The 23,263-nt window shown below is 44.9% G+C and carries 22 protein-coding genes; 21 read left to right on the top strand and 1 reads right to left on the bottom strand.

Translation table 11 applies throughout. The features are described from left to right. The 21 genes from AB5170_RS20415 to AB5170_RS20315 form a co-directional block, all read left to right on the top strand. The coding region (locus tag AB5170_RS20415; RefSeq protein ID WP_368365144.1) for an ECF transporter S component at window positions 1–957 on the top strand (957 nt) is incomplete at its 5' end. Window positions 958–1,009: 52 nt separating this feature from the next. Further along, on the top strand, window positions 1,010–1,987 hold the full coding sequence (locus tag AB5170_RS20410; RefSeq protein ID WP_173718727.1) for a prenyltransferase/squalene oxidase repeat-containing protein: 978 nt from the start codon (window positions 1,010–1,012) through the stop codon (window positions 1,985–1,987). 52 nt (window positions 1,988–2,039) lie between these two features. After that, complete coding sequence (locus AB5170_RS20405; RefSeq protein WP_195379810.1) at window positions 2,040–2,978, top strand: MoxR family ATPase; 939 nt, start codon at window positions 2,040–2,042, stop codon at window positions 2,976–2,978. Then, the gene (locus AB5170_RS20400) at window positions 2,975–4,141 is read left to right on the top strand and encodes a DUF58 domain-containing protein (RefSeq protein WP_173718729.1); all 1,167 of its coding nucleotides are present in this window, start codon (window positions 2,975–2,977) and stop codon (window positions 4,139–4,141) included. Before AB5170_RS20405 ends, AB5170_RS20400 begins: the two co-directional genes overlap by 4 nt. Further along, complete coding sequence (locus AB5170_RS20395) at window positions 4,066–6,399, top strand: transglutaminase family protein (protein ID WP_195379809.1); 2,334 nt, start codon at window positions 4,066–4,068, stop codon at window positions 6,397–6,399. Before AB5170_RS20400 ends, AB5170_RS20395 begins: the two co-directional genes overlap by 76 nt. 18 nt (window positions 6,400–6,417) lie before the next feature. Continuing rightward, window positions 6,418–7,815 carry a DUF4430 domain-containing protein gene (locus tag AB5170_RS20390; protein WP_195379808.1) on the top strand — a complete coding sequence of 466 codons (1,398 nt, stop codon included), beginning with the start codon at window positions 6,418–6,420 and terminating at the stop codon, window positions 7,813–7,815. Beyond that, complete coding sequence (locus AB5170_RS20385; protein WP_195379807.1) at window positions 7,816–9,660, top strand: hypothetical protein; 1,845 nt, start codon at window positions 7,816–7,818, stop codon at window positions 9,658–9,660. A gap of 24 nt (window positions 9,661–9,684) precedes the next feature. Further along, window positions 9,685–13,647 (top strand): cadherin-like beta sandwich domain-containing protein, encoded by a 3,963-nt coding sequence (locus AB5170_RS20380; RefSeq protein WP_173718733.1) that lies wholly within the window; start codon window positions 9,685–9,687, stop codon window positions 13,645–13,647. Between the two features lie 96 nt (window positions 13,648–13,743). Continuing rightward, on the top strand, window positions 13,744–14,487 hold the full coding sequence (locus AB5170_RS20375) for a sugar phosphate isomerase/epimerase (protein ID WP_118580687.1): 744 nt from the start codon (window positions 13,744–13,746) through the stop codon (window positions 14,485–14,487). A gap of 389 nt (window positions 14,488–14,876) precedes the next feature. Next, on the top strand, window positions 14,877–15,338 hold the full coding sequence (locus AB5170_RS20370) for a hypothetical protein (RefSeq protein ID WP_177968187.1): 462 nt from the start codon (window positions 14,877–14,879) through the stop codon (window positions 15,336–15,338). 24 nt (window positions 15,339–15,362) lie between these two features. Next, complete coding sequence (locus tag AB5170_RS20365) at window positions 15,363–15,647, top strand: hypothetical protein (protein WP_147422319.1); 285 nt, start codon at window positions 15,363–15,365, stop codon at window positions 15,645–15,647. Between the two features lie 138 nt (window positions 15,648–15,785). Next, window positions 15,786–16,349: an RNA polymerase sigma factor gene (locus AB5170_RS20360; protein WP_118580693.1), complete on the top strand. Its 564-nt coding sequence runs from the start codon at window positions 15,786–15,788 to the stop codon at window positions 16,347–16,349. Then, entirely contained in the window at window positions 16,339–17,409 is a 1,071-nt protein-coding gene (locus AB5170_RS20355; RefSeq protein WP_207741806.1) for a DUF4179 domain-containing protein, read from the top strand. Before AB5170_RS20360 ends, AB5170_RS20355 begins: the two co-directional genes overlap by 11 nt. Before the next feature lie 97 nt (window positions 17,410–17,506). After that, window positions 17,507–18,013: a hypothetical protein gene (locus AB5170_RS20350; RefSeq protein WP_195379804.1), complete on the top strand. Its 507-nt coding sequence runs from the start codon at window positions 17,507–17,509 to the stop codon at window positions 18,011–18,013. Window positions 18,014–18,085: 72 nt separating this feature from the next. Next, the gene (locus AB5170_RS20345) at window positions 18,086–18,343 is read left to right on the top strand and encodes a hypothetical protein (protein ID WP_173718738.1); all 258 of its coding nucleotides are present in this window, start codon (window positions 18,086–18,088) and stop codon (window positions 18,341–18,343) included. Window positions 18,344–18,426: 83 nt separating this feature from the next. Further along, window positions 18,427–18,687: a type II toxin-antitoxin system Phd/YefM family antitoxin gene (locus AB5170_RS20340; RefSeq protein ID WP_173718739.1), complete on the top strand. Its 261-nt coding sequence runs from the start codon at window positions 18,427–18,429 to the stop codon at window positions 18,685–18,687. After that, a complete protein-coding gene (locus AB5170_RS20335; protein ID WP_173718740.1) occupies window positions 18,677–18,880 on the top strand; it encodes a type II toxin-antitoxin system RelE/ParE family toxin in 204 nt (67 codons plus the stop codon). The genes AB5170_RS20340 and AB5170_RS20335 overlap by 11 nt, the downstream gene beginning before the upstream one ends. A 429-nt stretch (window positions 18,881–19,309) precedes the next feature. Further along, window positions 19,310–19,846: a flavin reductase gene (locus tag AB5170_RS20330; protein ID WP_173718741.1), complete on the top strand. Its 537-nt coding sequence runs from the start codon at window positions 19,310–19,312 to the stop codon at window positions 19,844–19,846. A gap of 27 nt (window positions 19,847–19,873) precedes the next feature. Further along, on the top strand, window positions 19,874–20,884 hold the full coding sequence (locus AB5170_RS20325; protein WP_173718742.1) for an amidohydrolase family protein: 1,011 nt from the start codon (window positions 19,874–19,876) through the stop codon (window positions 20,882–20,884). 62 nt (window positions 20,885–20,946) lie between these two features. Then, the gene (locus tag AB5170_RS20320; protein ID WP_173718743.1) at window positions 20,947–21,795 is read left to right on the top strand and encodes a DegV family protein; all 849 of its coding nucleotides are present in this window, start codon (window positions 20,947–20,949) and stop codon (window positions 21,793–21,795) included. Window positions 21,796–21,865: 70 nt separating this feature from the next. After that, the gene (locus AB5170_RS20315) at window positions 21,866–22,456 is read left to right on the top strand and encodes an SOS response-associated peptidase (protein WP_173718744.1); all 591 of its coding nucleotides are present in this window, start codon (window positions 21,866–21,868) and stop codon (window positions 22,454–22,456) included. Window positions 22,457–23,075: 619 nt separating this feature from the next. Here AB5170_RS20315 and AB5170_RS20310 read toward each other — a convergent pair. After that, the coding region (locus tag AB5170_RS20310; RefSeq protein ID WP_368365143.1) for a hypothetical protein at window positions 23,076–23,263 on the bottom strand (188 nt) is incomplete at its 5' end.

Here is a 23,263-nt window from a genome sequence, read left to right as displayed (position 1 = left end):
GGCAAGAGGGCTGTTTCCAGAGGCAGTTACCGGAAAGGATGTGGTGTCATGCTTGACGAATCCCAGTTAGATGAATTTCTGGATGAATTCTTTGGGGAAGAAAAACCAGCTTCGGATGCCGCCCGTTTAAAGAATTCGGGAAAACAAAATCCTTTCCATCGAAAAGAAGTTCCTTCTGAAGAACTGGAAGAATATACCCTTCCGTCCGACGGAATGATTATCCGCCAGATGGAGCGCCAGGGAAAGGTAAGCCGCCGCACCTGGTTTGCATTTGCGGTCATGCTGATCGTGGTACCAATCCTTCTATTCTTCTCGGTGAAGATATGGGGAGGGCGAAAATACCTGCTCTGCAGCCTGATCGTGGTAATGGCAGCCATGCTTCCCTTTTTTATGATGTTTGAGGGCAGGAAGCCAAAGGCAAGGGAGATCATGGTGATCTCCGTATTATCTACCATTGGCGTAGCAGGACGCGCCGCCTTTTTCATGGTGCCAAGCTTCAAGCCTGTGGCTGCTATCGTGATCCTAACCGGGATTTCCTTTGGCGGGGAGGCTGGATTTTTAGTTGGCAGTCTTACCATGCTGATCTCCAACATGTTTATGGGGCAGGGTCCCTGGACACCCTGGCAGATGTTTGCCTTTGGTATGATCGGATTTCTGGCAGGGATCCTGTACCAGAAGGGGATTTTAAAAGCCAGGAAGTTCGATCTTTGTATCTATGGATTTTTAAGTGTCTTTTTAATTTATGGCGGCATTATGAATCCTGCCAGCATCCTGATGTCCTACGGGTACATTACAAAAAGCAGCCTGATCGCCTACTACATTTCAGGCGCCCCCGTGGATCTGGTACATGCAGCTTCCACCGTGATTTTCCTCTGGCTGCTTAGCCGCCCGCTTCTGGAAAAGCTGGAGCGGATCAAGGTAAAATATGGGCTGATACAAGAATCAGAGAAACGATGATAGAAAATAGATGTAAGTGGAATTTGATTTTTAAAAGAAGGAGAAACGAAAAATGTTAAATCCTAAAAAGAAAAGGACTGGATGCTATCTTGCCGGAATCCTGGCGGCGGCAGCTGCCAGCAGCCTGTTATCCGGCTGCGGTGGCGGTACCCCATCTTTAGAAGAAGCATTAAAGAAAACTGCTTCCTATGAACAGACAAGTATTCCCTCCCCGGCTTCTGATTCCCTCGGCGGTGAGTGGACGGTGATTGCACTGGCACGCTCCGGGGAAGAGGCAGAGGACGGCTATTACGAAAAATACAGGGCAAACTTAGAAAAGCGTGTCAAGGAGCAGGAAGGGGTATTAAGTGAAAACCGCTATACCGAGTATGCAAGGGCTGTTCTGGCTTGTAAGGCCATCGGGATCGATCCTTCCGATATTGGAGGGTATGACCTTGGAAAGCCCCTGGAAGATTTTGAGGCTGTAACCGCACAGGGGTTAAATGGAGCCGTGTATGCCCTTCTTGCCTTAAATGCGGACCGCTTGGAGATAGACGGGGAACTGGAGCAAAAGTATCTGACCTACATCGTGGAACAGGAAAAGCCATCCGGTGGATTTTCCTTAGATGACAGCTCTGATACCGCAGATGTGGATCTGACTGCCATGACCTTACAGTGCTTAGAGCCCTATGCAACAGAGGAAGAAATCAGTGCCATCATTGACAGAGGCGTGGAATTTTTAGCGGACGCGCAGGCAGAGGATGGCGGCTATGAGGCGTATGGGGATAAAAGCTCTGAGTCCGTTTCCCAGGTAATCCTTGCGCTTAGCACGTATGGGATTGACTGCAATAAAGATGAACGTTTCCAGAAAAAGGAAAAAGGGCTTTACGACAACCTGATGGAGTATTATAAAAAAGATGGAAGCTTTTCCCACATATTAGATGGGGACAGCGATCCCATGGCTACCGACCAGGCGTTTTGTGCAATGGCGGCATATAGCCGGTTTTTAAATGGCAAAACCAGTTTTTATGATATGAGCGATACCAATTGACACATAAGAAAAAGAATCTGGATCAGCCAGTGAAAAGGGCAGGAGGAAAGAAATGGCAGATAAGATCACACAGCTTCAGAGGGAGCTTGGAACCATTATAAAAGGAAAAAAAGAAGTTACGGATAAAATCATCATGGCAGTGCTGGCAAGAGGACATGTGCTTTTGGAAGACGTTCCTGGTGTTGGAAAGACAACCACAGCTTTGGCACTTTGCCGTCTTATGGGAATGGATTTTAACCGGATCCAGTTTACGCCGGATGTAGTTCCTTCCGATGTAACCGGATTTACCATGTACGAAAAACAGACGGGCAGATTCATCTACCGCCCAGGCGCGGTGATGTGCAACATGCTTCTGGCGGACGAGATCAACCGTACCTCCAGCAAAACCCAGGCAGCCCTTCTGGAAGTCATGGAAGAGGGAAAGGTAACGGTAGATAACGAGACACATCCGGTTCCGCAGCCCTTTGTAGTCATTGCTACAGAGAACCCTACCGGCTCTTCCGGAACCCAGATGCTGCCGGAATCCCAGTTAGACCGATTTATGATAAGTCTTTCCATGGGCTACCCGGATCACGAAAACCTGGTAGAGCTGCTTCGGGATCGGCAGACAAAAAATCCGTTGGAGAACGCGAAAGCAGTTATTACCAAAGAAGAAGTTGTTATGCTTCAGGATCAGGTACAAAAAGTATATATGGCAGATTCCATCCTGAACTATGTTGCAACCCTTGCAGAGGCAACCAGAAACCATCCGATGATCACACTTGGTCTTAGCCCCCGTGGAACCCTGGCGCTATGCCGTATGACAAAGGCGGCAGCCTTCATGGAAGAACGGGATTATGTGATTCCGGAAGATGTAAAAAGAGTATTCACAGATGTAACCGCACACCGCATGATCCTGGATTCCAGGGCGAGATACCAGGAGCAGAGTGCGAAGGACATTCTGGAAGAAATTTTAAAAGATACACCGGCACCGAAGGTAGAGGGAGAATGAAAAACAGGATTTTACTACTTATATGGTTCATATTGCTTGCCCTGGCTGCGGTTTTTACCGGAGTCTGGGTATATGCCGTCCTTTTGCTTTTGTCCGCCCTTGCGGTAGTGGCGTTTTTGCTGCTTGGTTTCTTTTGCGGAAAAAAGATCACTATGAAGCTAAAGCTCCCCAAAGCTGCGGAACAGGATGGGATCTGGAAAGGAAAGCTTCAGATTGCAAATGAGTCTGTCCTTCCGGTATTTCTTGGAAAAGGCAGCCTGCATCTGGAAAATCATTTTACTGGGGAGCAGATGGAGCTTCCGTTTTCGTTTTCCCTTAAAGGAAGAGGGAAAAAAGCCATTGACTTCCAGGGAAAAAGCCAGTGGTGCGGTTGTATTTACGCCACCTTACACACCTGGCGCTCCTATGATTTCTTTGGTCTGGCAGGGCAAAAGAGGAAGGCGGGGCTGTCCGCTTGTACGGTGGTGATGCCCTGTGAGCAAAAGGAAGATTTTCAGTTTCTCACAAAAGAGGGCTTTGACATGGAGAGCTTCCGCTATTCGGGAGCCCGTCCTGGGGATGATCCGGGGGAGACCTTTGATATCCGGGAATACCAGGAGGGGGACAGCATTCGTCAGATCCACTGGAAGTTGACCGGCAAGTTAGATAAAATGATGATCCGCCAGAGAAGTTTCCCGGTGGATGATACGGTCCTGATCCTGGCAGAGCCCTATTTAAAGGAAAAAGCTCCAGCCGTAGCACAGACGCTTGGTGAAGTGTTTGCCGCAGTTTTAAATAGTTTTATGGAACAGGGCATTTCCTGTCAGGCAGGCGTGTTTGACCACAGCACCGGACATTTTTACATTGAAAAAATACGCACCCGCGAGGATTATGAAACTATTCTCTATTTATTCCTCCGCCACGGAGGGGAGGGGGAAAAGCCCTGCACCATCACAGAATATCTTCACACTCCGGGACAACAAAGATTTGCAAATTATATTTATATTACGGGCGCACCAGAGGAAGAAGACCTTAGAAGGCTTCGAACCCGGGGCGAGGTAACCGTTGTAAGCTGTGGAACCACAGCAGATAAAGGAGAAACCATCACATGGAAGTATGGATCACAAGACAAGAAGAAAAACATAGAAGATACCTGCCCGGTATCCTGCTGGAAAGTTTCCTGATTTTTCTGGTAAATGGCGTTGGTACCTTTGCGCTTTTGCATACCCTGATTCCGTCTGTGAATGGGATTCCTTTTTTGGTGAGCGTCACTGTGACCGCCCTTCTCTGTGCCGTTCTTTTCAGGCTTCGGGAACATTTGGTTGCTGCGGTTTTCTCGTTAAGTGCAGCTGCCGGGATCTGCCTGTTTGCGTTCTCTGGCATGCTTTTAAACGGATTTCTTTCACTCTGGAACCAACTTGCAGAAGTTCTTGGGAAAAAAGCAGGGATCTACCTTACCATCTACCAGCTGAAGGATTCTGGAAAAGCAAATGGGGAGCTGGCAGTTCTTATTTTCCTTGGCATTGCCTGTGGGCTGTTTGGCTTCTTAATCCTGAAGCTTCGGTGGTATGTGCTGCTCCTTCTTTTTGCGGCAGTCCTTCCGGTGGTTCTGGTAAAAACAGAACTGCTTCCAGATACCAGGCTTTGTCTTGGCTTTTACGCTGGAACCCTGTTAGAATTAAACTACATGACGAAAAATAAAGGGGGAAACTTAGGTAACGCTGTCGACGTGTCCGCATTTTTTGCCGGGGCATTTGGTCTTCTTCTGGTCTCCGTTTTCGGGGGTGTGTTTCTTCAAAGCCTGGTGCCAAAGAATGAGTACCAGGACTCCCAGCTTGTGGCAAATGCCAAAGAAGAGGCATTAAGTAGACTTTCCAGGCTCCGCTACAAAGGGCAGGGGGCAAATTCCCTTCCAGATGGAAAGTTAAAGCAGACCGGAGCCTGGAGTGCGTCATCGGATACGGCACTTGAAATTACCATGGAGCATCCGGCTTCTTTGTATCTGCGTGGCTTTGTGGGAAGCGTTTATGACGGCTCTTCCTGGACGGAGATTTCCACGGAAGAGGCCTATGAAGAAAAAGACTTGTATTACTGGCTTCACCAGGAGGGCTTTTATGGAGAAACCCAGCTTCTAAATGCAAGAAATCTGATCCAGGACGATTCCCTCTCCAGTGAAAAAGGAATCATTTCGATAAATAATAAAACGGCAAGCAGTAAATACCTTTATACCCCGTATGAGCTCTCAGGTCTGCCAGACGGCTACACAGGCGAAAACGCCCAGGCGGACAGCACCCTGTACGCCAGAGGAATGTTTGGAGAAAGAACCTACCGCATTTCCTCCCTTGGAAATCTGGTAAGTGATTTTACCACCCTTGGGGCAAAGGTCTATCAGACATTGACCGCTGGAAATAATGCAGGGGATGGCGGCGCGGATGCCGTCAGTTCCTACCGAAGCCAGGAGAGTTATTACAATACCTTTGTTTATCAGGAAGATACCGCTCTTCCAGCGTCCTTAAAAACCCTGTTTCAAAAGGAACTTGGAGACGGCGGAAACCGTGACGAGGGACATACCGATTACTATACGGCCATCACCAGGATCCGTTCCTATCTGGAAAAGAACATGACCTACAGCTCCCAGACCGATGTATTTTCAGAAGACGGGGATTTTATAGAGAATTTTTTAACCACCTCCAAGATCGGACACAGTGTTCATTTTGCGACAGCAGCGGCTCTGATGTTCCGCTACTATGGCATTCCGGCACGTTATGTAGAAGGGTACTTAATTACCCCACAGGATATAGAAGGAAAACAGGCTGGGGACACCATTGAAATCCCAGGCACCAACGGACATGCCTGGACGGAGATCTATGTGGACGGGCTTGGCTGGATCCCTCTTGAAATGACACCTTCCTATTACGGTGTCATGGAGGAAGCCAACTTAAAAACCGGTCTAGAAGCCAAGGGAAAACTGGCAGCTTCGATCCCGGAGACGGAATCACAGCCTTCAGTAGAAGAGAACATCCGTACCAATTTCAGCTTGAAGCTGGCATTGTTTGGAATCGAAAAATTCCTCCTTCTGTTTTTGATCGTATTTGATACGTTTATGTTTCTGTTTATCCTGACGGTGATATTCTTAAGAGCGTTTACGAACCGAAAGAGAAGAAAGTGCTTTGCCTCCCAGGACACCAAACTGGCAGTCCGGGCGATGGCTGGTTATGCCAGAGCGTTATACGAGCATGGCACACAGTATTCAGATGAGACCACATTACTCTATGAAAGAGTAAGAAAGATTGGACAAAAGGCAGCGTTTAGCCCCCATCCGGTATCGGCCTCCGAACGCCATGATACGGCAAGCTGTATCCGGCATTTAAAAAAGGAATTAAAAGCATCTGCAAGCTGGTATGACAGATGGATCATGAAATACATTGAAAGACTTTATTGACAGGAAAGGAGGCTGTTTATGAAAGAAAAAAAGAAAAGAAAAATACTGGCAGCACTCATTCCTGTGGCAGTACTTTTTCTGGCTGTTGTCGTTTTTGCACAGGGCGTATTAAAAAGTGAGCCCGAGGCAGTACCAAACCCGGTGCAGGGAATCAGTGCAGACAGCTCCTTAAAAGGGTATCTGGGAACCGGTTTTGCCTATGCAGGATCTAAGACAGATGGAAACGGCGAGGAAGCGGAAGAGCAACAGGAACAGGCACAGCTTCTTCCGGAAGAGACACCGACTCCTACGATCACACCGGAGCCGACAAAGGAACCTGCGGCGCAGACGGTGACACCAACTCCTAAGCCGGAGGAGAGCGTAACGCCCACACCCCAGGCGACGGTGACGGAAGCGCCGCCAGAAAATAATAACAATACAAACCAAAATCAGGAAAATGAGAGTAACACGATTGAATATGATAACCAGGATGATCCCGACAATTCTGAGCAGCCATCGGAATCACCAGATACCGATGATAACCGGAACCAGGACGGAGCACAGACTCCGAACGAGGATCTGCCACCTGTTACCCCGGCACCGGAAGAGCCGCAGATCACTGCGACACCTGCCCCTACGGAAAGTCCAGAGGAACCGGTAGAAGATAATTACCCGAAGATTGCCACAGACCTTACCGATGGGGAGACGGTCAATGCTTCTTACCGTACCTTTTACATCCAGGCAACCGACCATTATGGAAACAGTCTGGGCGCAGCTGCCCTTACGGTAACCGGAAATGGGGAACGGCTTTCCTGCCAGGGAGAACCGGCTGCTGGAATCCTGGCATATCGCCTGGAACTGGCAGAAGGTGCCAACACCATAGAAATCAAGGCGACAGACGAAGAAGGCTATGCCACTACCTTACCTCCTTTTACCCTGTATAAAGGAGAAGACGCAGGTCCACAGGTGGCAGGTTCTATCACCATCAGCATTGAAGCGGGTACGGTAGGGCTTGGAACCATCCTTCCGGCAACCTCTATTGAATATTACCAGGGAGAACAGTTATCCTCTGTGCTGCTGCGGCTTTTGCAGAACACAGGCTTTGACTGGAGAAACAATGGGGATGCCACCAGCGGCTTTTACTTAAAAGCAATCGGAAGGGGCGGCATTTCCGCAAATGCGGCTATTCCGGATGACCTGATGGCGCATTTGCAGGAAGTAAACTGTCAGTTATCCGATCACGATTCCAACTGGCTTGGAGAGTTTGATTTTACCATGGACTCTGGCTGGCTGTATTCTGTGAACGGTGAATACATGAGTGTTGGAATGTCTTCCTATTTCCCAGCGGACGGGGATGAGGTAAGGCTTCGATTTTCTCTTTATTCCGGTGCCGACGTAGGCGGCGGGGTAAACGGCGAGACATGGGGGGACTGGTAAATGAAAAAAAGATTAGTAATGGGAACCTTAACGGCAGCTCTGATTGCCGGAAGTGTTCCTTATGAGATATATGCACAGCAAGAAGAAGTGATGATACAAAGCGAAGAAGGAGGACCTGAAGAGCCTTCGGAACCGGAACAGCCGGAGCCTGCTCCAAGTGAGGAACCACAGCCGACCATGGAGCCAGAGCCCACTGTGGCACCACAGCCGACCGTGGAGCCAGAGCCTACACAGGCACCAGCTCCAACTGAGACTCCACAAGAGCCGACTGCAACACCGGTTCCGGAGCCAACTACGGCACCAACAGAAACTCCGGCTCCAACCGAGACTCCACAGCCGACTGCGACTCCAACCCCGGCTTTGGTGAGCGTGGGACTTCAAATTGAGCCGGGAGATGCCAGTGTGGTGATCCTGGATGCAGAGGGAAACCCGGTTTCCGCAGAAGAAAATGGACGGTATTCTCTTTTACAGGGACAGGCGTATGAACTTTATGTCCGTAAAGAAGGGTACCAGGAATTCTACCAGAAGATCACGGCAGATCCTGCGGTGACGGAATATACTATCACCCTTCTCAGCAGCAACACCGCTTTAAAGGGACTGTATGTTTCCAGTTCCGACAAGTACGGAAAAGGGATCTTAAAATTAAGCCCGGATCTGGCTCCAGATAAGGAAAAATTTGAGGCTTCCTACGATGGCGAACGGCAGAGCCTGAACATCTGGCCAGAAGTAGAGGATGAAAAAGCTTCTGTTAAGGTTTATGCCATCAGCGGTATCAAGGCAGGAACTGTAGAAAAAGATGAGACCATCACGGGAACGAAAGACAACAAAGACCGCCCCTACTGGAAGATTTTTTTTGCCGATCAGGAAAAAGAGGCGAAGGTCCGCCTGGAGGTAAAAGCAGAGGACGGGACAACCAGAGACTATTATATTACCCTGAAACTTACCGATACCACAGCTCCGGTACTAAAAAAAATCAGTGCCAGCCGTATCTCCACGGATACTGCTTCTGCTGTCTATAAGACCTCTGAAAAAGGAACCTGTTATTACCAGGTGATTGAGGCAGGTGCAAAGATACCCTCCCTGGATACAGGCGGGGAAGGAACAGAGGTATTAGCCGGAACCAATACCATTACCCTGACTGGATTATCCTCCGGGGAAAAAGACCTGGTGATCGTGGTAAAGGATGCAGCGGGAAATGTAAGTGATTCTTTAGTCATGGGGATCCCGGATATAAAAACAGCCGGTACCCCTGGAAACCTGGTACATGGCTCCGACCATGGCGGAAATAAGTCCCAGGCCACTATCCCAGGACAAAACGGCGAGGGTTCCTTATCCAATTTAAAACAGGTGGAGGGAAGCAAAGCTGGAGGCAAAGAGGGGGAGAAAACCACTGGGGAGATTAAGGCTTCCTTAAAGCTCCAGGGGGAGAAACAGACTTCTTTGTTTGGAAATATGAAGACAGCTGACACCAAAAAAAATGAGTCCCCGAAGTGGACAGACCGGACAGGGAAGAAATATGCAAAGGATTTAAAGCCTGGCTATACCATAGCAGGGGAGAAGGTGATGGAAAAAGCCACTCCCTCCCCGGTGGTAGAAGAAAAAAGTGAGGCGTCAGATGGTTTTACAGAAGAAACGAAAACCACAGTTACAAATACAACTGGAAAGAACCAGGCTCAAGAGGAATCTTTTGCAGGAAGTGTGACAAGAGGAATCCAAAAAGCAAGTCTGACAACAAAATTTCTTCTGGTGATTGCGGTATTGGAAACTGGTTTTGCTCTCTTTTTTGTAACGGCAAAGAAAAGGTTTAAAAAAGAAAGCAAGAAAAAGCCCAAAATAACGGCGTAAGCAAAGAAAAGAAGGGAGAACTGAATGAAACCAACAATGAAAAAATGGCTGACCGGACTTTTGTCTGCGGCCCTGTTAGCTGGAAATCTTCCGGTGTATGCGTTAAACACCGCTTATGCCGCAGAAGAGGATGGATTTTTTACAGATGAGACGGATTCTTTTGAGGGTGGTTCCCAGGAATCCGAAGACACACAAAGTGAGGATTCTTTTGCAAGCGTTTCTGAATTTACCGGGTTTACCTCCGGGGAAGCAGAAGAAGATTTTTCAGGAGAAGAGGACTTTGAAGCCTCTGATTCCCAGGAGGGATTTGAAGGGGAGACAGATCCTATCATCATGCCAGAAACCGATGCGCAGGATGAGGGTGGCTACCTTCAGAACTTGACCTTATATACCAGCCAGAGCGGTGCTTCTACCGTAGGATTAAAGCGTATGTCTGATCTTGACGCAGAGTTTGGCGGCAAGGTTTATGTGGCAGAATATGGTTCCAACATGGATTCCGCATCCTTCTGGATCACAGCGGATCTGGCAGGGAATGCACCGGAGGGATCCGTCCTTCAGCTGGAAACCACGGGACTGGACGGAGAAAAACAGAATGCGGAAATGTCAAAAAGCGGATACACAGATGGTACCCGTTACAATATAGCTGCCTCCGTTTTTGCAGCCGGAGAAAATGGCTCCAAAAGAGCACTTTATACTATCACCGCAGGAACAGAAGGGGACAAGCAGGTTTACCAGATCCTGGTAGAACGCCGTCTTGACCTTTCCGATCTCAAGGCCTGCCTGCCGGATGACAAGGACCTGGCAAAAAATATCCTTCCGAAATTTGACACGACAGGAACTACAAGGGACTACGAGGCAACGGTAGCAGTTTCTACTGCTTCTTTACAGGTGGTTCCAAAAGCGTTTTCCGGCAACTGGTATCAGCTTGCCATTTCCAGTGAAAATGTAACCACAGGCGAAGTAAAAGAGGTTCCGTTTTCTTCTACAGATACGGCTGTGAGCGTTCCACTGGCAGACACCGGTGATACCAAAGTGACGCTCTCCATGTCAGAGGCAAACACCTATGCGGATCCTGCCCTGGCAGAGAAAACCTATACCTCCACCGGCACCTACACCATCCTGGTTCATAAAAGCACAAGTGACAAAGTAAGTTTCCAGGTAACCCCGGAGGATGCGGTCATCAGCGTATATGACAAGGATGGGGAGCGCCTTACCCCTTCCGCCGATTCCCTGATGGTTTATGAGAACATCCTTCAAGGAGAAGCCTATACGTGGAATATTTCTAAATATGGCTATATTTCCCAGCAGGGCAGTTTTACCGGCGGCGAGGTTTCCGACATTAGTGCAGAACTGGTAAAACAGGATGCTACGCAGCCGGAGATCACGGACAATGACTGGATCAATTTTCGAAACAGTGAAACAAATAACGGCATTACCGGAAGCAGCACCCCAACCAGTGCGGATTCCACCCTGTTAAAATGGACCAAAAGGATCGGAGTGGGCTGGGAGGCAGCCATCACACCACCACTGATCCTGGGCGGAGCAGTTTATGTAGCGTCTGGACAGTTTATCTATAAGCTGGATAAAAACACAGGGGAAATCCTTCAGACCAGCGAACAGCTCTCTGGAAATATGCAGTATGCCATGATCCCCCTTACCTATGCAGAGGGAATGCTCTTTGCACAGATCGGCGGCGGTCAGATCCAGGCGGTCAGTGCTACTTCCTTAAAGTCCTTATGGATCAGTGAGTCCCTGGGAGGTCAGACACTTTCCCCGATCACTTACAAGGATGGTTATATCTATACCGGAACCTGGAATTCTGAGACTACAGCAGGCTCTTATTTCTGTCTGTCTGTTACAGACGAGGATCCATCCACAGGAACGGAGATTAAACACTGCACTTGGAAATACAACCATAAGGGCGGCTTTTACTGGGCTGGTTCTTATGCCTCATCCGATTACCTGATATTTGGTTCCGACGACGGTTCTTCAGAAGGAACAGATACCAACTCCGCCATCCTGTATTCCGTAAACACACATACCGGATTGCTCATGGATAAGATGACAAGCCATGGAGATATTCGTTCTACTATCGTTTATAATAATGGTTATGTATATTTCACCACCAAAGGCGGGTATCTGTACCGCGTGCAGATGAATGCAGACGGCACCTTTGGAACTGCCTGCAGCTATAACCTTGGCGGCATGGTAACTGCTTCCCCGGTTGTATATAAGGGGAGGATCTATGTAGGTGTCTGCGGAAATGGCGAACAGTTTAGTTCCGATGGCGGTCATCATTTTGCAGTCTTAACTGAAACCGCTTCCGGGATCTCTCTGGCATATAACGTATCCATCCCAGGCTATCCCCAGGCAGCGCCTCTTTTGTCTACGGCCTACGAAAACCAGGATTATAATGGGGATGGACAGGCAGATGGAAGAGTCTATCTGTACTTTACCTACAATGCAAAACCAGGCGGTATTTATATGCTGTCCGATGAACCGGGACAGACCTCCGGAACAGCCGTAGAGCTTTTCCGCCCGGCAAGTGACCAGCAGGAATACTGCATCAGTACCATCTGTGCAGACCGTGAGGGCACCCTTTATTACAAAAACGATTCCAACTATCTGATGGCTCTGGAAACAAATGGAGCCTATCTGGACAGCGTGACAGTCACAGCAGATACTGGAAAAGTGACCTGGCCTTCTGCTTTCCGAAAAGATACCTTAAAATATAATTTAACGGTAGCAGAGAATACCGGCAAAGTGACCTTTGATTTTAAAGCACCGGAAGGCTGCACCATAACTGTAAATGGACAGGCGTATGCAGGAAGTTTTGTAGCGGATGTAAGCGGCGGCTCCACAGATGTGAAGGTAACTGTAAGCGGTATGGGAAAGAGCAGGGAATATACTTTCCATATTTCCCAGGATATTTCCACTCCGGTTCTTGCGAACATGGCACTTAGCACCAGCAATACCTACTCCAATACGGCAAACCGGATTTCGCTGTCCCCGGAATTTAGCAGTGTAACAACCAGCTACCGGGCAATCTATAAAGAGAGCCGGGAATTTTTAAATATCTTTGCAGAACCGGCAGACAGCAGCGCATCGGTTACCGCTGTGGGAGTCCGTGGCACCAGCAAGGTAACGGTTCTTGGAAAAGTAACCGGAAGTGGTGCAGCACACAGAATTGCCATGTATTTTGATAAAACAAATCCAGAGGCAGAAGCAGAGGTAAAGGTTACCGTTACCACCAAATCCGGAAAGACAACCGACTATACCATTGTGGTACAGCGTACCGATACCCCATCCCCGACACCGACTGTAACTCCGGTTCCGGCTACCCCGACACCCGTTCCGCCGACTCCGACACCGACGGAAGTTCCGGAGGTATTTGGTCCTTGGACAACCGTATCGGGAGCAACGGTATTTGCCCCCGAAACACAGAAACGCACCAGCAACAAGGGAAGAACGGAAACCCGCACTGTAGGAAGTAAACTTACCCCAACCATCAAAGTAAATGCCACCAGTATAAAGCTGAAGGTAAAACAGTCTACCACAAAGGTGAAGGTGAGCGGTCTTGCAAATGGAGATTCCGTAAAATCCTGGACAACCAGCAACAAAAAGATTGTAACAGTGACAAGCAAGGGTACTATAAAAGGACTGAAAGCTGGAAAAGCAAAAGTCACCATCACACTTGCAAGCGGCAAAAAACAGGTGGTCAACGTTACGGTACAAAAGAAGGCGGTGAAGACAACCAAGATCATAGGCATTGCTTCTAAGGCAACCCTGAAAAAGGGCAAGAAACTGACATTAAAGCCAGTCATCAGCCCGATCACCTCCCTGCAGAAGGTAACCTATACCACTTCCAATAAGAAGGTGGCAACTGTTACCGCAAAAGGTGTGATCACTGCAAAGAAAAAAGGAACTGCCACCATTACGGTAAAATCCGGTTCCAAATCGAAAAAAATTAAGATCACAGTAAAATAAAAAAGATAGAACAGGCAGCAAAGCCTTAAAGGGCTCCTGCCTGTTCTGCCATTTAAAAGAGGCAGGAGCAGCTTCGCAAAAAAAGTGAGGAAAAAAATGATATATATTAGCCATTTAGTTTTAGATGATGACATGAAGGCTTTGGTAAAAGAGTATGGAACTGGGATCGAGAGCATTGATTTTTCTATTTCGGATAACCTGGATCAGCTTTCGGATTCGATCAAAACGTACTGGGAGAAAATGAAAGAGATAGGAACCAGGGATCTGATCCTTCACGGTCCGTTTCTGGATGTGAACCCCTGTGCATATGACAGTATGGTGCGGGAAGCTACCATGACAAGATTCAACCAGTGCTATGAGGCGGGGCTTCACCTTGGCGCTAAGAAGATTGTCTTTCACTCTGGCATGAACCCGTATGTTTACTACAAAGAATATTGGGCGGAGCAGGTTGCCAAATTCTGGCAGGAATTTATGAAAAACAAAACAGAACTTGAAGTCGTGCTGGAAAATGTATTTGATGATGATTGGCGGCTTCTTTTGGATGTTTATGAGAGGGTGAACCAGCCAAACTTCAAGCTGTGCCTGGACATCGGACACGCGCACTGTTATTCTTCTTTGGATGTCAGGGAGTGGGCGAAAAATCTGGCTCCCTATGTAAGCCATGTTCATATCCACGACAACTGCGGCGACCGGGATTCCCATATCGGACTTGGAAGCGGAAACCTTCCCTGGGAGGAAGTGCTTGGCTATCTGCCGGAAACAAAAGAACGCACCTGGACCATTGAGTGCATGCAAAAAGAGGACATAAAAAGATGCCTTGACAGTCTGGCTGAAAAATAAGTTGTGGAACAGCACTATTTCTGATCTGTAATTTATAAAAAAGTACAATTTGATAAAGCTTTATATCGTCAGGAGAATATGGAAATTATGATGAGATGAGGGATAAGCCCCCGATAGTATGGATCTTTGGAACTATGCTGTCGGGGGCTTTTGCTCTACGGCTACTTATAAAACGCCAAGACACAGATTATAAACGGATCCTGTTTGTGTGCCAAATTAGGGCTGGAGGTTTTGAGAATAAAATAAATTATTTTTAGCAAGGATGCAACGGATACCGAAATTTTACGTGATATATAGTGAAAAAGGAATAACGAAACTTTGGAGGGAGGGCTCTAAAAATTTTTATTTACAACTTATAGGGAAAAATTTAAGAAAACGAGGTAAAAAGGATGAGTGGATTAAAAAAGTGGATGGCAATTATTATGACAAGTGTTACAATTATGGGAAATATGGCAGGGCAGGGTATCCCTGTAATGGGTGCGGAAAATGAAGCGCAGGAAGTAATTTCCAGTGGAAACATTTATGTGACAGAAACTGGTGCTAAGGAAAGAATTGTCAGAGTAAATGAAGATGGATCTTTTGTAACAGAACCGATTGAAGCGATTTCTTCCTATGCGACAAATGCGCCTTGTGAACATCCGGCGCGATATTTAGAAGCTGTTGGTAAAAAGACAGATTTTCGAACAGTTGGAACAGCTGGAATCTGTTACAAAGAACGGCTGATTATCTCAAACAAATGTAATAAATGCCATCGTAGGGGGATAAAAACTTACACTCCATGGACATATTGCAGTAAACATAGTTATCCGTTTTTGAAGAAGACCTGTAGTATTTGTGGATATAAAAAATAATCACGGTTAAGAGAAAGGAGCAGCATGATGAAACGAAAAAAGTTTTGGATTGGAGCGGCAGCGTGTATGCTGATTGGAACAGCTTCAGTGGCTGCCAGTTCTGGAGTTGAATTACATGAATTTTTCAATGCAAATGGAGAGAGGGTAATGTACCCGCTGGCCACATTTGACGAAGATCCGGATTTAAGCACCAGCGGACCACAGGATCAGGTATCAGTGGGGCAGATTATTGAAACAGAAGACGGAAAAGAAATAGTTACTGCGGTAGATGGTCAGGGAGCTTATATGACAGAAGTAATTGACCAGTAAGTGGAAATGCAGAAAAGGAATTAGGAACGAAATATATTTCATTTCCTTTTCTGCAAAAAAAATAAAAAAATTACATTTTTCATGCGACCAATTGAAATAAAATACGTGATATAAGGTGAAAAGGGAGAACAGCGCAGGATGGATGATGCACAGATCATTAATTTGTATTTTGCCAGAGATGAAAATGCAATTGTAGAGACCAAAAATAAATATCAAAATATGTGTTATATAGTTGCACACAATATTTTATACAGCAGGGAGGATTCTGAAGAGTGTGTAAATGATACATGGCTTTTTACCTGGAACAGCATTCCTCCAAGAAGACCATCTATTTTGTCTTCCTTTGTTTCAAAAATAACAAGAAATACAGCAATCGACCGTTATCGGAAAAGAAATGCGCAGAAACGGGTGGATTCACATATGGAAGATATTGCTGGGGAAGTGGAAAAAATTGGAAGTGCAATTTCTTCTGATATTGAAATTTATTTAAAAAAGAAAGAACTTGTAAAATTATTTGACCACTTTTTATCAACGCTTTCGGAACGTGACCGGGATATTTTTATTAGACGCTACTGGTATATGGATCCTGTAAAAGCGATAGCAGACCGACATGCCTGTGGGGAAAGTAAGATCAAGTCAGTTTTGGCTCGTAGCAGGAAAAAACTTTATGGTTTATTAAAGGAGGCTGGCTATGAGGGATAATAAAGGATGGGATTTTTTAACGGCATTTGAGGATATAGATGAGAAATACATTTATCAGGCGGCGAAACCGTGGAAAGAAAATAAAATCGTAAGAGTCAAGCGCTACATACGGGTTGCAGCAGCCTGTATCATATTAGTGGCTGCTATTGGTGGTGGACTTACACATCAGAATGAGGTAAAAGCAGCCTGGTATAAAATGACTTCTCTTATTGGCCGGATTTTGGGAATTGAGAAGGAAACAGATGAATATGTGAAAACAATTCAAAAGACAATCGAAAAAAATGGAATTGCGGTTTCGTTAGAGGAAGTTGCAGCGGATGCAAAAAGCCTTTGGATTGCATATTCTCTGACTGATGAAAATGGCGAAAATGACATTTCCATGAGCAGCATTCAGGTCGCAGTTGATGGCGAGTCATTAGCGTTAGAAAATCAATATTCGCTTGATAACAGTAGCGGATCAGAAAAAATAAATTCAAAATACTTTGTAGCGAAATTTAATCGAAGTAGAGCTAATCATTCCCAGAAATTTGAAATTCAAATAGGAACCTTCCAAAATCAAAATGAGCAGGTTGAAGAAAGAGATATATATAGTTTTTCATTTACAGCAGATCCAGAAGCACTGCAGGCAGACACAAAAGAAATTGACATTCAAGTGTCTATCCCAATTGAGAAGGATCAGACGTTTTTGATTTCAGAAATGAAATATAATATTTTCGGATGTACCATTTCTGGATCATATTCCGATATGACGGAGGACGACGAATTTTGGCTTCGCGGGAAGGACGATTTAGGAAATGAATATGTTTTTAATCTCACTTCCTATGATAAACCGAATCTAATTTTTGAATTACAGGATTTGGGAATTTTGGATCATGCAAAACAGTTAACGCTACAGCTCTATCACTATTCAGGAACTACAGGAAAAACGGTTTCCTATGAGCAGAAAGAATCTGAAGATACTTACATAGAAGAAATAGGAACGGTATATGATGAAGACCAGGCACCGGAAGACTTGGCGGTTCCAGTTGGAGATGGTATTACCGTCGATTTACAAAATTAAATCGGAAATGTAGTGGAAATGGGAAGGAGGGGAGAAAAGAATCCATTTCTCGATTTAAAAATAGGATAATTACAAAGGAGGCTCTTTATGAGAAAAAATGAAAAGTTTGTTGTGTGTATTATTAACCATGATTATTTCCCTTGGTAGTATGGTGACGGTAAAGGCAGATACTGAAATCAAGCCATATGAAAATAAGGAAAATGCTGTTTTACTGAAAAGGGAATACATTGATCTTGATGAAGATACGGTGATTGAAATTGAGTCTTATGAAGAAAAAATTCCGTCTCTTGCAAGAGCTGGATGGAAAACCACATCAGCCACAAAGACTTACCGGGTAAAAGATAAAAATACGAATACGGTGTTTGTAAAATATATTTTGAAGGCTACTTTTAGATATAATGGAAAAAAGGCAGAGTGCACAAATGCAACTCCTGACTGCAAGATTCTTGTACCTAATGTTTATAAGGTGATTACAAAAGATGCTTCAAAAGCAGGTGATGTTGCGCTTGGATATTTTTATTGCCAGCACATAAAAACAGGAAAAGGTGCTGGAGGAACATTTTCAATTAAGTGTGCCGCAAACGGATCAGTCACTATTAGTTGACGCAGGAGAAAATAAATTTTGTTTCGCTGTTATATAAAAATATAATGAAACATGTAACGGAGAGAAAGGTGGTTGTCGTTAGCCATCTTTTTTTCTTTTATGATAAGAATGCTTTATGCAACTTCGGAAAAACACGAAGGCTACATTGCAATTACCACGCCGGATTCCAAATATCCATTAAAAAGTATTTTAACATTTATCCGTGAAGTGGTTGAAACAGATGAGAAACTGAAATGTGATAAATACTGCCATCTTGGAGTAATGCTGGTGAATAAGAGAGAATTTGGAGATGACAGATATGGGTATGGAATGATTTGTGAGAATCCGTAAACTTGTATGATATATTTTTCTATCAGCAATTGTTGCAATGTCATAATTATGGTATGATAATCCCATCAAAGGAGGCGCCTTATATGCCACAGATTATTCCGATTAAAGACTTGAAAAACACAGCAGAGATATCCGAACTTTGCCATAGAAGTGAGGAACCAGTTTATATAACCAAGAATGGATATGGCGATATGGTGATTATGAGTATTGAAAATTATGAAAGAGCCATGAAGAAGCTAAGAATGTATCAGGCGCTGGAAACTTCCGAAAGGCAGATTAAAGAGGAAAGCGTAAAAGATGCCAGAGAATCGCTTAGCGCAATGAGGGGGAAATATGGTTTATAAACTAATTGTTACAGAGCGTGCGGAAGAACAATTAGATGAATGCCTATATTATCTTGTATATCGGCTGGGGAATAATATAGCGGCAGAACATTTGCTGACATGTATAGAAAAAGCATATGATCGCCTGGAAGAGAACCCATATCAATTTCCAGAATGTCGGGACGCATATCTAAAATCCTTAAAATACAGGTAAGTTATTCTTACGGATATGTCCTACTTGATGATTGTCAAAGTAGTTGATTTGGAGGTATATATTATTGGGATATTTCTTCAACTGGAGGATTACCGGAATAAATTATCATAAAGAAAACATGTTTCGTGAAAAAAACTGATTCGTATTGGAATATATAGCAAATTTTGGGAAGTGTTGAAGAGATAGCACTTCCCTTTTTGGTGGAACATCAGAGTAAGCGCGTTATGAATTTTTTCCAGAAACATGTAAACCGGATGGAATTGATGGAAAACTTATGAAGGCAACTACTCTGGTTTATATGGCGGTGAAAGAAGTAATATGATTCCGTCCGAAAAATTGCAAGAAAGTCTTGCGCCATTATTGGTAGATTGATATTCTAATAGTAAGAGAAACAAATTTTCATAAAATAGACAGAACCGGAGGGCTGTTATGCAGGATTATAAAAGGAAAGAATACAAGGTATTTGAATTATTTGATAAGAAATGGGCGCTTGTGACAGCTGGGAATATACAGCATTATAACTGTTGTACGGTAAGCTGGGGAAGCCTTGGGAATATCTGGGGGACAGCTGGGAACAGTAGGTCTACGGTAACCGTATATGTCCATCCAGCCCGTTACACAAGTGAGGTATTAAAAGAAAGTGATATTTTTACTGTCAGTTTTTATCCGGAAACCAGCCGTAAGGCATTGGGATATCTTGGATCACACTCCGGACGGGATGAAAATAAAATAGAAGCAGTAGGTTTTACACCTGTAAAAATGGGACAGGGTGTCACGTTTGAGGAAGCAGAGTGTACATTTCTTTGCAAGAAGCTGTATCAGCACCAGTTCTCACGGGAAGATTTAGCCCCGGAAATCCAGGAATATTATGCGGCAAAACCAGAAGTTTATCCAGATTTTAAAGGCGGCTGGCAGCCACACTATGTATTTGTGGGTGAAATTATTGGCGAGCGGAAAAAAGAATAGATAGATTCTAAAAAAGGATGTGTGAGCATGGAACAGATTTCAAAGGTGATTACGGTAGAAGAACATTTTATGTCAGAGAAAGTAAATGGGGAATACCAAAAGCTCTTAGAGAAAAAGAATCTTACTCTGGCGCAAAAGGCAAAGGCCAACTTCATTCAGCAGTTTGTCGCGAAAGGAGAAATTACAGAGGTTGGGGAGAAACGTCTGGAATTTATGGAAACACATGGAATTGACTGCCAGATTTTAAGCTATGGAAACAATTCTCCCTCGTATCTGGATCCGAAACAGGCGGTTGTTCTTTGTCAGATGGCAAATGAGGAATTGGCAGGGTATTGTAAACAGTATCCAGGAAATTTTTATGGGTTTGCTGTTTTGCCGGTAGGAGATACAGGTGCTGCCCTGACAGAACTGGAACGCGCCGTAAAAACACTTGGATTAAAGGGGATTATTTTTAATGGTGCTTATCAGGAATCTTATTTTGATGAGGACCGTTTTTTCCCAATTTTTGAAATGGCACAGGAGTTAAAAGTTCCAGTTATGCTTCATCCAGGGGAAGTGCCAACAGAGGTTGCGAAGACTTATTATCAGGGAAGCTGGCCTGTGGCAGTGGCAAATGTTTTTGCGGGACACGGCATTGGCTGGCACTATGATGCCTGGGTGCAGTATATGAGGATGATACTATCCGGAATCTTTGACCGTCTTCCGAATTTGCAGTTGATCTGCGGACACTGGGGAGAACTGCTACCTTATTATTTTAACCGGATGGATGATATGCTCCCGGCTGCGTTTACAGGACTATTACATAATATTTCCTATTATTTTAAAAATAATATGTATATAACTCCAAGCGGGATGTTTTACGAGGATGATTTTTTGTTTTGCCGGAACAAAGTGGGTGCAGAAAGGATCCTGTGGGCTACAGATTATCCATATTGTAAACCTGAAAATTCCAAAATGTATTTAGAAAAAATAAAGCTGCCATTTGAGGAAAAAGAAAAGATTGCTTATTTAAACGCCGAGAATCTGTTTGGAATATAAGGATGTATTGGCAAGTAACAAGAATTGACAACACATAAAAGAAATGTTATGAGGAAACAAACATGGTAAAAATTATTTCAGATAGTACCTGCGATCTTTCGCCAGAGTTATTAGCTCGGTATGAGATTGACATTCTTCCCCTTCATATTCTTTTGGGAGATCAGGAATTTGAAGATGGGAAAAATATTACTCCGGATCAGATTTATGCCTGGTCCGATGCAAATAAGACAACGCCCAAAACATCCGCTCCGGCCATGGCAGATGCCATAGAGCTTTTTCGCCCTTATGTTACGGCTGGAAGGGAAATTGTCTGCTTTTCTATTTCATCAAGTATGTCCACTTCTGGAAATGTGATGCGCCTTGCTGCCGAAGAACTGGGAGCTTCCGGGCAGATCACGGTGATTGATTCTGCAAATCTTTCTACAGGAATCGGGCTTCTTGTAGTGGAAGCTGCCATTATGGCAAAAAAGAACCGGACTGCTTCCGAAATCGTCTCTGAGATCGAAAAATTAAAGCCAAATGTGCGAGCAAGTTTTGTAGTGGATACACTTACTTATTTATATCGTGGAGGACGCTGTAATGCGGTAGCAGCCATGGCTGGAGGTGTTTTGAAGCTACATCCTAAAATTGTAGTGGAAGATGGGGCTATGAATGCTTCTAAAAAGTACCGGGGAAAAATTGCCTCTGTGATACTGTCCTATGTAAAAGATATGGAAAAGGATCTAAAAAATGCAAGACAGGAGCGCGTATTTATCACGCATTCAGGCTGTGACCGGGAAATCGTTGAGACTGTCCGGACTTATCTAAAAAATCTTGGCATCTTTGAGGAAATATTAGAAACCCGGGCAGGCGGCGTTGTATCAAGCCATTGTGGTCCGGGTACGCTTGGTGTTTTGTATATTTCCAAATAGAATGCGTGACACTATGAATTCCAGGGAAAATTGCAGTTAAAAAAATGGGAAAGTCAGAGAAAATGCAGGTATGTGTGGAAGATTCTATATAGATGAGGAAACCTATTTGGATATCCGGAACGTGGTATCAGAAGTGGATGCCTCTTTAAAGCGGATGCACGTAACAGGAGACATCCATCCAACGGAAACGGCTCCTGTGATTGTAAGTAACGATTTCAAAAATTTACAGCTTTGCAGCAAGGCCTGGGGATATCCTGGCTGGCAGAAAAAAGGCGTGATTTTCAATGCCCGTGTGGAATCGGTAATGGAAAAAAGAATGTTTCAAAATGGAATCCATTACCACCGGGCGGTGATTCCAGCTGCCGGATTCTATGAATGGAGCAGACAAAAAGAGAAAAATACATTTTACCGGAAAGATGGAAAGCCTCTTTATCTGGCTGGCTTTTATGATCGGTTTGATAAGGAAGACCGGTTTGTAATTTTGACTACCGTAGCAAACGCTTCCATGCGTCCGGTTCATGACCGGATGCCCCTTGTTCTGGAAAAAGACCAGATCAGATCCTGGCTATGGGAGGAAAAGCAGGCACAAGGAATGCTGCGTCAGATTCCTGTCCTTTTGGAACGGTATGTGCCTTATGAACAGCAGAACTTATTTGAATAGGAAAAGTGACAGAGGGCTGCTATGCTATGGAGAACCTGGCATAGCAGCCTTTTTCTATGTCGTCGCAGCTGTAAAAAGAAAGCCTTTGTCCGATATAGAGTGGGGTTCGTCCCGATATTTAGGACGAAAGGATTCCTGGGGAAGATTACCACTTTACATTTTTATTGAAAGTGTCTATAATAGACAAAAAAGAACAAATGTTCGAGAAAAGAGGCGAGAAGTGTGGCGCGTACAATACTGCACAGTGATGCCAATTGTTTTGTGTGACTTGAAAGTCACTACATTTATTGTCTTACCGTAAGGTGTAAGACCTGCTGTTCCGTCAGTTGAGTCTAATATCTACAAAGTAGCGGGTAACTGCTATGAGGAAACGAGATATGAAAAATCATCTTTACAGAGATGTAGAACTGATTCCGTGAGGATAAGAACAAGTAAGAGCAACACTGACTTGAGATGATGACTGGGATAGAATGGCTAAGATATCTGAATCACTGGTAAATGCCGTTATGCGCGAACAGGCCAAAGGTTGCTGGGCCTGGCCCAAAATGGGAATGCGGTTTGGTTGGGGGTTGAAACAGCCACCACACGGACTATAGAACCGTCGGCAGAAAGGTGGAGCCTAATCTACCAGCATAAATGTAGTGGAACAAGGTAAGCCCGTATATCTCCATAAAGATACGGAAAGTAACCCGTAAGGGAAACCGATAGATGTGCGGGTAAGGAGGACGGAGAAAGCGAATGCCTTCTTGTAATGAGAAGGATAGAGAATATACTCACCCGAAAGGGGGCAGACTTCCGTCTGGTCTT

Origin of the sequence: Ruminococcus sp. RTP21484sp1_RTP21281st1_A8_RTP21281_210402, from assembly GCF_040914025.1 — a bacterium.
GTDB lineage: Bacteria > Bacillota > Clostridia > Lachnospirales > Lachnospiraceae > Blautia_A > Blautia_A faecis.
Note: the sequence above shows the minus strand (reverse complement) of the source record. Positions and strands in the feature narration are given on the sequence as shown.